The organism is Streptomyces sp. NPDC035033 (assembly GCF_040636735.1).
GTDB lineage: Bacteria > Actinomycetota > Actinomycetes > Streptomycetales > Streptomycetaceae > Streptomyces.
This window is the reverse complement of record NZ_JBEZUZ010000143.1, coordinates 1-11,660: the sequence shown is the minus strand read 5'-3', so window position 1 is coordinate 11,660 and position 11,660 is coordinate 1. Positions and strand designations below refer to the sequence as shown.

General features: G+C 74.4%; 8 protein-coding genes and 1 pseudogene. 6 read left to right on the top strand and 3 right to left on the bottom strand.

Features of this window, described 5'->3' with window-relative positions; all coding sequences use genetic code 11:
• Positions 1-75: 75 nt before the first annotated feature.
• Positions 76-983 (bottom strand): annotated as a pseudogene (locus tag AB0E83_RS33510) (DUF4184 family protein).
• 253 nt (positions 984-1,236) lie between these two features.
• Between AB0E83_RS33510 and AB0E83_RS33505 the strand changes: the two are divergent.
• The 3 genes from AB0E83_RS33505 (at position 1,237) to AB0E83_RS33495 (ending at position 4,484) form a co-directional block, all read left to right on the top strand.
• A complete protein-coding gene (locus AB0E83_RS33505) occupies positions 1,237-3,114 on the top strand; it encodes a lytic transglycosylase (RefSeq protein WP_362120281.1) in 1,878 nt (625 codons plus the stop codon).
• Positions 3,115-3,278: 164 nt separating this feature from the next.
• The gene (locus AB0E83_RS33500) at positions 3,279-3,419 is read left to right on the top strand and encodes an SPW_0924 family protein (protein ID WP_107063131.1); all 141 of its coding nucleotides are present in this window, start codon (positions 3,279-3,281) and stop codon (positions 3,417-3,419) included.
• 9 nt (positions 3,420-3,428) lie between these two features.
• On the top strand, positions 3,429-4,484 hold the full coding sequence (locus tag AB0E83_RS33495; RefSeq protein ID WP_362120279.1) for a DUF3068 domain-containing protein: 1,056 nt from the start codon (positions 3,429-3,431) through the stop codon (positions 4,482-4,484).
• Here the strand turns inward: AB0E83_RS33495 and hrpB are convergent.
• Together hrpB and AB0E83_RS33485 are read right to left on the bottom strand one after the other, a co-directional pair.
• Positions 4,468-7,032, bottom strand: a complete 2,565-nt coding sequence (gene hrpB / locus AB0E83_RS33490; RefSeq protein WP_362120277.1) for an ATP-dependent helicase HrpB — start codon at positions 7,030-7,032, stop codon at positions 4,468-4,470. The two genes, AB0E83_RS33495 and hrpB, sit on opposite strands and share 17 nt — an antisense overlap.
• Before the next feature lie 92 nt (positions 7,033-7,124).
• Positions 7,125-7,964, bottom strand: a complete 840-nt coding sequence (locus tag AB0E83_RS33485) for a methyltransferase domain-containing protein (RefSeq protein WP_362120275.1) — start codon at positions 7,962-7,964, stop codon at positions 7,125-7,127.
• 350 nt (positions 7,965-8,314) lie between these two features.
• On the opposite strand from AB0E83_RS33485, the gene rpsA reads away from it, so the two are divergent.
• The 3 genes from rpsA to coaE all read left to right on the top strand — a co-directional run bounded on the left by rpsA (position 8,315) and on the right by coaE (position 11,573).
• Positions 8,315-9,817, top strand: coding sequence for a 30S ribosomal protein S1 (rpsA, locus tag AB0E83_RS33480; protein ID WP_362120273.1), 1,503 nt, complete (start codon positions 8,315-8,317; stop codon positions 9,815-9,817).
• Between the two features lie 180 nt (positions 9,818-9,997).
• Positions 9,998-10,936, top strand: coding sequence for a PAC2 family protein (locus AB0E83_RS33475; RefSeq protein ID WP_362120271.1), 939 nt, complete (start codon positions 9,998-10,000; stop codon positions 10,934-10,936).
• A 31-nt stretch (positions 10,937-10,967) separates the two neighbouring features.
• Positions 10,968-11,573: a dephospho-CoA kinase gene (gene coaE / locus AB0E83_RS33470; protein ID WP_362120269.1), complete on the top strand. Its 606-nt coding sequence runs from the start codon at positions 10,968-10,970 to the stop codon at positions 11,571-11,573.
• Positions 11,574-11,660: the final 87 nt, after the last annotated feature.

The window sequence follows — 11,660 nt, the reverse complement described above, 5'->3', positions numbered from 1 at the left end:
GCCGCGCCCCCGCCCGGGGCGCGGCCACCGGCGTGCGGGCCGGGTGCCCCGCCCCCGTGTCCCCGGAGGCGCGGATCAGCGAACGCCCGGACGGGAGCCCGCCGTCCGGGCGGCCGGCTCCCCCTCCCCGGACGCTCCCGCACCGGGCGCCGGGGCCGTTCCGGGGCCGGGCGCCGGGGCGGCTCCGCGTCCCCGCAGGCGGGCGGCCGCCCCGTACAGCAGCAGCCCCGCGACGAGCCCCGCGCCCGCCCCGAAACAGGCGGTCGGGATGATGTCGAGCGGGTTCTCGATCCGGTCCCAGCCCCAGTACGCCGCCCAGCGCAGCACCCGGTGCGCGACCCCGGCCACCACACAGCCCCCGATCAGCAGCAGCGCCGCCCGCGCCGGCCCGGCACCGGCACCCCGGCGGGCGCCTCCGCGCCGGCCGGCACGGACCGGAGCGCCCGGACCGCGAACCAGCCGAGCAGCCCGAGCGCCAGCGCCGAACCGCCGTACTGCGCGTACTGGTACACCGGGAACCCGGCCACCACCTCCGCCAGGAAGGGGAGTTTCCGCGTCCCCCAGCGGTCGATGTGCGTGAAGGTGTCCCAGACGACGTGGGTGGTCGCGCCGAGCGCCGCCGAGACGGCGAACCAGACGGCGAGCGCGGCCGGCCGCCGCTCCCGCCACGGCCGGCCGCGCACCACCCCGTACACCCGCCCGCGCCACCGCGCCGGCAACAGCCCCACCAGCGGCTCGCGGACCGCCAGCCACAGCCCCACCAGGACGGCGGCGATGAGCACGTCGACGGTGACGAGCCCGACGGGGGAGTGGGTCACGTCCCCGAACTCCATCGCCCCGGGCACCGCCGTCGCCGCGAAGTAGGTGAGGTCGGGGGAGAAGCTGCCGGCGACGAGGGCGGAGGCGACGAGCGGGCCGCGCGCGGTCCCGTCCCGCCGCAGCGCCGGCAGGACCGCGGCGGCGTGACTCAGGGTGAAGGGCACGGAAGAAACCTCCTGGTCGTACGGATGATCGGCCCGAGTGCAAGAGGCGCCGAACCCCGGAGACGGTTCCCGGACGGGCCCCCGCGCCCCGGAGCGCGGACCTCCGTGTCCGGCCGCCGGGAGGCCAAGGGGTGACGAAAGCGTGAAACCCGGTCAGCCCGTGGTGTCCCGTGATACGGACATCGCATAGGGTCGCCTGTGGCCACCCGCGGGGAGCGTGCGGCCACCGTCGATTGGGGAGGGGAGCACCGGTATGGCAGCGCAATTCGGCCGCCGACTGCGCAGGGGCGCCACGAGCGGAGCGATCGTGGCCGCCGCGGTCGCGGCGCTGGCGGCCTCGCAGGGCCCGGGGGCGATACCCCCGCCGACCGACAACCTCAGCGGCGACCGCACCATCGGCGCCGGCGACGCCACCACCCCGCCCGGCGGCGGGAACGGCGGTTCGGTCACCGGCGACTCGCCGTACTACACGGACCTGCCGCCGCTGAACACCCCGAACCGGCCCGGCGCGCCCACCGCGCCCACGGTGCCGATCGTCACCGGCCCCGCCGAGGCCGGCATACCCGCGACCGTCCTCGCCGCCTACCGCCGCGCCGAACTGTCGGTCCGCGCCTCCGACCCCTCCTGCAACCTGCCGTGGCAACTCCTCGCCGGCATCGGCAAGGTCGAGTCCGGACAGGCCCGCGGCGGCCGCGTGGACGGCAACGGCACCACCCTCTCCCCGATCCTCGGCCCGGTCCTCAACGGCGTCGGCTTCGCCAACATCTCGGACACCGACGACGGCGCCTTCGACGGCGACACCACCCACGACCGCGCCGTCGGCCCGATGCAGTTCATCCCGTCCACCTGGGCCGTCTGGGGCCAGGACGCCAACGGCGACGGGAAGAAGGACCCCAACAACATCTACGACGCCGCCCAGGCCGCGGGCATGTACCTGTGCGCCGGCGGCCGGAACCTGGCCGTCAAGGCCGACCTCGACCGGGCGATCCTCAGCTACAACCGTTCCACCGAGTACCTGACCACCGTCCTCTCCTGGTTCGACTACTACCGGCGCGGCACCCACACCGTCCCGGACGGCACGGGCTTGCTCCCGGTGGGCCGCAGCGACCGGCCGGTCCCCGGCACCCCGCTGCGCCCGGCCTCGCCCCACCCCTCCGCGCCGGCGGGCTCGCCGGCCCCGGGCGCCACCCCGGCGCCGGGCAAGCCGTCGCAGAAGCCCACCGAGCCGGCCCCGACCTCGCCGTCGAAGCCGTCCGAGCCGTCGAAGCCGCCGACGACCGACCCGACCCGGCCGCCCGCCAAGCCCGTCGAGGTCCCCCCGACCGTCAAGGTGGCGAGCCTCAAGGCCGGTACGGCGGTGCTGACCGCGGTCACCGAGAGCACCTTCGCCTCGTACGCCTCCGTCACCGCCGTGGACTCCGCGGGCCGCCCCGTCGCCGGCGTCAGCGTCCGCTTCGAGCTCCCCGCCACCACCGACGCCCGCTTCCCCGCCGGCGCCACCACGGTCACCGTCACCTCGGACGCGAAGGGCGTCGCCAAGGCCCCCGCCCTCCGCGCGGGCGCGAAGGCCGGGTCCTTCACCCTCCGCGCCACCGTCCCCGGCCGCTCCTCCCTCCCGGCCGCCACGCTGAAGGCGACCGTCGAGGTCCGCAAGGCCGACGCCCTCACCCGCGTCGGCGACGCGGCCCTGACCGCCGAGACCGGCGCCGGCTACGCCGACGTCACGGTCGAGGCCCGCCTCGGCGGCGCCCTCGCCCCCGGCGTGAGCGTCACCGCGGTGGTCGCCGACTCGACGGACGCCCCCACGGCCAGCGCCGACGGCCCGTCCTTCGGCAAGGACGCCGCCGGGAACCCGATCCGCACCAAGGTCCTGAAGACCGGCACGGACGGCCGCCTGTCGATCACGGACCTCGTCGCGGGCCAGAAGGCCGGCAGCTACGTGCTGTGGCTCACCGCGCCCGGCGGCGGCACCGCGAAGCTGACGCTCACCGTCACCGCCCCGGCCACCACGCCGCCCGCGACCACGGACCCGACCCCCTCCCCGGAGCCCACCGCCTCCACCTCGCCCACGGCCTCCACCTCGCCCACGGCGTCGACCTCGCCCACCGCGGGCACGTCGCCCTCCGCCTGATCCGCTCCTCCCTTCCGCCGCGCCGCCCCCGCGCCGTCCCTCCCGGGACGCCGGGGGCGGCGCGCGTTTCGTTTCGGCCCCCGCGGGCTGTTCTCATCTCACGGCCGCGTTGCTACGGTGCCCCCGCCCTGACGACCCATCAGATCGCCTGCCGGGAGGCCGACATGCGCGCCCTCGTCGCCGCCGCCATCGGACTCGTGCCCGTCCTGCTCTTCGTCCTGCTCGTCTCCCTGGTCGATCTGCCGCCCGACGGTCCGACGTCGCCCAGGCCCCTGCTCACCGCCGACCCCGGCCCGAAGAAGTAGGGAGCCCCCGTGCGCCGCCGAGCCAGCCTCGTCCTCCTCTCCCTCGCGGTCTTCCTCGCCGCCATGGCCCCCACCCTGCGCTGGTACGCCTTCCCCCGGCTGGCCAAGATCCCGCCGAACCAGTACCAGGAGATGGTCCTGGAGGCCCGGCCCGCGACCCTCCTCGACTACGGCACCCTCAAGGCCCGCGAGGTCGAGAAGATCACGATCGTCCAGACCCTCAAGGGCAACGTGGAGGAGTCGAAGCGGATCGAGCGCGGCACCGATCGCGACGTCGTCGTCTGGGACGGCCTCTCCTACGTCATGGGGCCCGACGGGAAGATGGTGTCCAAGATCCCCGAGCGGTACATCTTCGACGCGCACACCCAGGACCCCGTGAACGCGCCCGGCGAGATGGTCGACGGCGACCCGGTCAAGCGCGAGGGCATCGAGTTCAAATGGCCCTTCCTCACCGAGAAGCGCGACTACCTCTACTTCGACGCCCAGACCCGCACCTCCTCTCCCATCCACTACGTGGGCACCCGCACCTTCCGCGGCCTGGAGGTCTACTACTACGAGCAGACCATCCCCTGGACCCGGGTGCCCATGCCCAAGACCATGCCGGTCGAGGGCATCACCCCCGAGGTCATCGCCAGTACCGGCCTCACCCGCTGGTACACCACCAAGCGGATGTTCTGGGTCGAGCCCGTCACCGGGGCCCCCGTCAACGGCGAGGAGATCCACAAGGAGGAACTCCGCGGCGCCAAGGCCCTGATGGGCACCGACACCGTCACCGTCTTCGCCGGCCACGTGAAGATCCGGGAGGACTACGTCGCCGCCACCGTCGAACTGGTCTCCTCCAACCGCACCACCGTCCTCCTCCTCGTCTCGTACCTCCCGTGGACCTTCACCGTCCTCGCCCTCCTCCTGCTCGCCCTCGCGCTCTGGCTGGAGTCCCGCTCCCGCCGCGCCGCCGGCGGAACCGGCCCGGGCGCCGGCCCGGGGACGGGCCCCCGGGCGGACCCGAAGCCGGACCCGGCGACCACCCCCGGAGCGGCCGGCGGGGCCGTCACCCCTCCCGTCTGAGCCGCGCGCTGGTGTGCCGCGTCGGCTCCGCGGACGAGGGGTCCTCCGGCCACGGATGCTTCGGGTACCGCCCCCGCAGCTCCGCCCGCACCGCCCGGTAGCCGTCCCGCCAGAACGAGGCCAGATCGGCGGTCACGGCCGCCGGCCGCCCGGCGGGGGAGAGCAGGTGCACCAGGACCGGCACCCCCGCCACCCTCGGCGTCCCGTCCAGCCCGAACATCTCCTGGAGCTTCACCGCGAGCACCGGCCGCCCCTCGCCGTACGCCACCCGGATCCGCGACCCGCTCGGCACCTCGATCCGCTCCGGCGCCAGCTCGTCGAGCCGCCCCGCCTCGCCCGAGGCCCACGGCAGCAGCCGCCGCAGCGCCTCCCCGGCGTCGATCCGCCCCAGATCCGCCCGCCGCGCCGCCCGGGACAGCTCGGGCTCCAGCCACTCTCCGGCGCGCTCCACCAGCGCCTCCTCCGCGACGTCCGGCCACGCCCCGCCGACCGCCCCGTGCAGGAACGCCAGCCGCTCCCGCAGCTCCACCGCCTCCCGTCCCCACCGCAGCAGCCCCGTCCCCTCCCGCCGGAGCCCGTCCAGCAGCGCCTCCCGCACCAGCGCCGGATCGGCCGCCGCCCCCAGCGGGCGGACCGTCAGCTCCACCGCCCCCAGCCGCTCCACGGACCGCGCCACCACGTCGCCGTCCTCCCAGCGCACCTCCTCGCCCGAACGGAACAGGTGCCCCGCGGCCCGCCGCGCCACCGCCTCGTCCACCACCGCCGCCAGCCGTACCCGGGCCGTCGCGTCCCGCGCCGTCCGGTCCGCCACCGCCACCGCGAGCCACGGCGCCGACCGCAGCCCCGAGCCCTCCGCGAGCCGCGCCCCGCTCCCCGACACCATCAGGTGCCCGCCCTGCTCCCGCGCCCGCGCCACCCGCTCCGGAAACGCCAGCGCCGTCACCACCCCCGCCACCCGGTCGTCCCCGTCCGCGCCGGCCGGGCTCCCCGCGCCGGCCCCCGCTCCCGCTCCCTCCTCCGCGACCGCCGCCGCCCGCTCCAGGCGCCGCACCTCCGCCCTCCAGCGCGCCCCGTACGCGTCCCCGCCCCGGCGGGCCTCGCGCCAGGCGGCCGCCAGATCGTCCCCGTACTCCCGGGGCGGCTCCTCGCTCAACAGCGCCACCACCTCCGCGGCCCGCCGCGGCCCCACCTCGGCCGCCCCGTCCAGCAGTGCCCGCCCCAGCCGCGGGTGCACGCCGAGCCGGGCCATCCGCACCCCCCGCTCGGTGGCCTTCCCGGCCCCGTCCACCGCCCCGATCGCCGTCAGCACCGAACGGGCCGCCGCCAGCGCCCCCGCGGGCGGCGGGTCGAGCAGCGCCAGCCCCTCCGCCGTCGGATCCCCCCAGCAGGCGGCCCGCAGCGCGAAGCCGGCCAGGTCCGCGATCCGGATCTCCGGCGACGGGAACCGCGCCCGGCCGCTCTCCTCCGCCTCCGCCCAGCACCGGTACACCGTGCCCGGCGCCTCGCGCCCCGAACGCCCCGCCCGCTGGGTCGCCGCCGCGGCCGACACCGGCACCGTCGCCAGCGAGCCCAGCCCCCGCGCGTGGTCCGTCCGCGGCTCCCGGGCCAGCCCCGCGTCCACCACGACCCGCACCCCCGGCACCGTGAGGCTCGACTCCGCCACCGACGTCGACAGCACCACCCGCCGCCGTCCGCCGGGCCCCGCGCCCCGCAGCACCGCGTCCTGCACCGCCGCCGGCGCCCGCCCGTGCAGCTGGAGCACCTCGGCGTCCACCCCGTCCAGGAGCCCCGCCGTCCGCGCGATCTCCCCCGTCCCCGGCAGGAAGCAGAGGACGTCGCCCTCGTGCCGCGCCAGCGCCCCCCGCACCGTCGCCGCCACGTGCCGCAGCAGCGCCGGGTCCACCCAGGTGCCGTGCGCGGGCCGGACCCCCGCCGGCGGCGGCGCGTGGAACACCGTGAACCCGTGCCCCTCGCCCTCGCTGCGCACCACCGGCGCCGGCCCGCCGCCCTCCTGGACGGTCAGCAGCCGTGCCCACGCCTCCGCGTCGCTGGTCGCCGAGGCCGCGACGAGCTTCAGCTCCGGCCGCAGTGCGGCCCGTACGTCCACCAGGAACGCGAGGGCCGTGTCGGCGTCCAGATGCCGCTCGTGACACTCGTCGAGCAGCACCGCGTCCACCCCCGCGAGCTCCGGATCCCGCTGGAGCCGCTGGAGCAGGACGCCCGTCGTCACCACCTCCACCCGCGTCGCCGGCCCGACCCGCCGCTCCCCGCGCACGGAGAAGCCGACCGCCCCGCTGACGTCCTCGCCCATCAGCCAGGCCATCCGCCCGGCCGCGGCCCGCACCGCCATCCGGCGCGGCTCGGCCACCAGCACCCGCCGCTCCGGCCCGTCCCCTATGAGACCGGCGAGCGCCAGCGGCACCAGCGTGGTCTTGCCGGTGCCGGGCGGGGCGTGCAGCACCGCCGTGCCGCGCTCGTCGAGCGCGGCCAGCAGCTCGGGAACGGCATGGCGGACGGGAAGCAGGTCGAGTACGTCGTTTCGGATCACGCACTCAGTCTCGTACGCGAAGAAAAAGAGCGGGCCCGGTTGTCCACAGGCCCGCCCATAAGTACGACTGTCTGAATTCGATCGGTGTCCGGTCAGTCCTCGCGCTCGCACACGAAGATCGCCGTGCCCGGGATCAGATTCCCCCGCAGCGGCGACCAGCCGCCCCACTCCTGGCCGTTCCACGCCGGCCACTCCGGCTCGACCAGGTCCAGCAGCCGGAAGCCGCCGGCCACCACGTCCCGCACCCGGTCGCCGAGGGTCCGGTGGTGCTCCACGTACACCGCCCGCCCCGACTCGTCCTGCTCGACGTACGGCGTGCGGTCGAAGTAGGAGGCCGCGACCGACAGGCCCTCCGGCCCCGGCTCGTCGGGGAAGGCCCACCGGATCGGGTGCGTCACCGAGAACACCCAGCGTCCGCCCGGCCGCAGCACCCGGCGCACCTCGCGGAAGACCCGCACCGGATCGGCCACGAACGGCACCGCCCCGTACGCCGAGCACGCCAGGTCGAAGGAGCCGTCGCGGAACGGCAGCGCCCCCGCGTCCGCCTCCACCAGCGGCACCTCCCCGCCGATCCGCAGCGCGTGCTGGAGCTGCCGGTGCGACAGGTCGAGCGCCACCGGCCGGGCCCCCTGCGCCGCCAGCCAGCGCGAGCACTGCGCCGCGCCCGCGCCGATCTCCAGGACGTCGAGCCCCTTCAGCCCCTCCGCCGGCCCGAGCAGCCCCGCCTCGGCCTCGTCCAGGCCCTCCGGGCCCCACACGAACCGGTCGTCGCCGAGGAAGGCGCCGTGCTCCAGCTGGTACTCGTCCGCGTTCCGGTCCCACCAGCCCCGGCTGGCCCGGCTGCTCTCCGCGTCGCCCGCGTCACGCCGGGTGGCCTCCGCCTCGTCGCCGTCCGTCTCGAAGCGGTCGTCCTGCTCGTGCTCTTGGTTCATCTCGCCCGTCGATGTAGTTTGCGCTCAGTGCCGCGGAACGGCGGAGGCCCGCCGATGGCGTGCGGGCGGACACGAGTGGTGCCGGGTGTGCGTGGATCTGTCCCGGCTGCGCGCTTCGCGCATTGACCCTGTCCGGCCGCCCCCGTATGCTAAAGGTTGCGCTGCGGGCCTGCGTGCCTCAGACGGAGCAGGCCGCGCTCGCATCTGTTGTATGTCCCCTCGGTTTTCGAGGCCCTCCCCGTTCGTCGGGAGAGGCGCTTCTTTGGCTGTCCGGCTTCTTCAGCTGCGATACGGGCTCTCGGCGTAGCAGTACCTACGACTTCAATGTCCGTACCGGAGCCCTTTCCCACATGACGAGCAGCACCGAGACCACCGCCACCACCCCGCAGGTTGCGGTCAACGACATCGGTAACGAGGAAGCCTTCCTCGCCGCGATCGACGAGACGATCAAGTACTTCAACGACGGCGACATCGTCGACGGCGTCATCGTGAAGGTCGACCGGGACGAGGTCCTGCTCGACATCGGTTACAAGACCGAAGGTGTCATCCCGAGCCGCGAGCTCTCGATCAAGCACGACGTCGACCCGAACGAGGTCGTCAAGGTCGGCGACGAGATCGAGGCCCTGGTTCTCCAGAAGGAGGACAAGGAAGGCCGCCTGATCCTCTCGAAGAAGCGCGCCCAGTACGAGCGTGCCTGGGGCACCATCGAGAAGATCAAGGAAGAGGACGGCATCGTCACCGGTACCGTCATCGAGGTCGTCAAGGGTGGTCTCATCCTCGACATCGGCCTCCGCGGCTTCCTCCCGGCCTCCCTGGTCGAGATGCGCCGCGTCCGCGACCTCCAGCCCTACGTGGGCAAGGAGCTCGAGGCGAAGATCATCGAGCTGGACAAGAACCGCAACAACGTGGTCCTGTCCCGCCGCGCCTGGCTGGAGCAGACCCAGTCCGAGGTCCGCCAGACCTTCCTCACGACCCTCCAGAAGGGTCAGGTCCGCTCCGGCGTCGTGTCCTCGATCGTCAACTTCGGTGCCTTCGTGGACCTGGGTGGCGTCGACGGTCTCGTCCACGTCTCCGAGCTGTCCTGGAAGCACATCGACCACCCGTCCGAGGTCGTCGAGGTCGGCCAGGAGGTCACCGTCGAGGTTCTCGACGTGGACATGGACCGCGAGCGTGTCTCCCTGTCGCTGAAGGCGACGCAGGAGGACCCGTGGCAGCAGTTCGCCCGCACCCACCAGATCGGCCAGGTCGTCCCCGGCAAGGTCACCAAGCTGGTTCCGTTCGGTGCGTTCGTCCGCGTCGACGAGGGCATCGAGGGTCTGGTCCACATCTCCGAGCTGGCCGAGCGCCACGTGGAGATCCCGGAGCAGGTCGTCCAGGTCAACGACGAGATCTTCGTCAAGGTCATCGACATCGACCTCGAGCGTCGCCGGATCTCGCTGTCCCTGAAGCAGGCCAACGAGTCCTTCGGTGCCGACCCGGCGTCGGTCGAGTTCGACCCGACCCTGTACGGCATGGCCGCGTCCTACGACGACCAGGGCAACTACATCTACCCCGAGGGCTTCGACCCCGAGACCAACGACTGGCTGCCGGGCTACGAGGCCCAGCGCGAGGCGTGGGAGGCCCAGTACGCCGAGGCGCAGGCGCGCTTCGAGCAGCACCAGGCCCAGGTCATCAAGTCCCGCGAGGCCGACGAGGCCGCCGCTGCCGAGGGTGGCGCCGCCGCTCCGGCCGGTGCCTCGGCGGGCGTGTCCGGTGGCTCCTACTCCTCGGAGTCGGACGACACCGCCGGCGCCCTGGCGTCGGACGAGGCCCTCGCCGCCCTGCGCGAGAAGCTGGCCGGCGGCCAGAGCTGAACAGGCTCTCCGCTGAGCAGCGCTAGCCGCTAGCACAACCGGGGCCCGCTCCCTCCCGGGGGAGCGGGCCCCGGTCGCGTTCGCCGCCCCCGGCGAAACCGCCTGCGGGCAACCGCCGCACCGGGAATGACCTTGAGCCCGGAAGCGTTCTTCCCAAGGACGCGAGGAGGAGCGGTAACCGTGCTTGATCCCCAGGATTTGTACGAGTGGGACGCCAAGGGCCTGGCCGTGGTCGACCTGGCCCTGGCGCAGGAGTCGACCGGACTGGTCATGCTGTACCACTTCGACGGCTACATCGACGCGGGGGAGACCGGCGAACAGATCGTCGACCGGGTCCTCGACACCCTGCCGCACCAGGTGGTCGCCCGCTTCGACCACGACCGGCTGGTGGACTACCGCGCCCGCCGCCCCCTGCTGACCTTCCGGCGCGACCGCTGGACCGGGTACGAGACCCCGGCCATCGAGGTCCGCCTCGTCCAGGACGCCACCGGCGCCCCCTTCCTCGTCCTCTCCGGCCCCGAGCCGGACGTCGAGTGGGAGCGGTTCGCCGCCGCCGTCGCCCAGATTGTCGAACGGCTCGGCGTACGGCTCGCGGTCAACTTCCACGGCATCCCCATGGGCGTGCCGCACACCCGGCCCGTCGGCCTCACCCCGCACGGCAACCGCACCGACCTCATGCCCGGCCACCGCAGCCCCTTCGACGAGGCCCAGGTGCCCGGCAGCGCCGAGTCCCTCATCGAGTTCCGGCTCGGCGAGGCCGGCTTCGACACCCTCGGCGTCGCCGCCCACGTGCCGCACTACGTGGCCCGCTCCCCCTACCCGGACGCGGCGCTCACCGTCCTGGAGGCCGTCACCGCCGCCACCGGCCTGGTCCTCCCCGGCGTCGCCCACGCGCTGCGCACCGAGGCCCGCCGCACCCAGACCGAGATCGACCGCCAGATCGGCGAGGGCGACGAGGAGCTGGTCAGCCTGGTCCAGGGCCTTGAGCACCAGTACGACGCGATGGCCGGCGCGGAGACCCGCGGCAGCCTGGTCGCCGAGCCCGTCGACCTGCCCTCGGCCGACGAACTGGGCCGCGAGTTCGAACGCTTCCTCGCCGAACGGGAGGGCGACTCCTGACCCCGCGGGGCCAGGCCCTAAGCTGCCGCCCATGCTGAAGGTGGGCCTGACCGGCGGAATCGGCGCCGGCAAGAGTGAGGTGTCGCGGCTGCTCGTCTCGTACGGGGCCGTACTGATCGACGCGGACCGGATCGCCCGCGAGGTCGTCGAGCCCGGCACCCCGGGGCTCGCGGCCGTCGTGGCCGCCTTCGGGGAGGAGGTCCTCACCGAGGACGGCACCCTGGACCGGCCGAAGCTCGGCTCCATCGTCTTCGCCGACCCCGAGCGGCTGGCCGTGCTCAACGCCGTCGTGCACCCGCTCGTCGGGGCCCGGTCGGCCGAGCTGGAGGGTGCGGCGGGCCCCGGGGACGTGGTGGTCCACGACGTGCCCCTGCTCACCGAGAACGGCCTCGCGCCCCTCTACGACCTCGTGGTCGTCGTCGACGCCTCGCCCGGCACCCAGCTCGACCGGCTGGTACGGCTCCGCGGCATGACCGAGGAGGAGGCCGAGGCCCGGATGGCGGCCCAGGCCACGCGCGCGGCCCGGCTGGAGATCGCGGACCTCGTGATCGACAACGACGGCCCCCTGGACGCCCTGGAACCGCAGGTGCGGAAGGTGTGGGAAGAGCTGCAGCGCCGGGCGGCCGAAACGGCCTAGGCGGTGTCTTCAAATGATCACGGTTGGTGGATCATGAGGTCGTGATACGTCGTCATGAACTGTCCGATGCCGAGTGGGAGTTCGTCC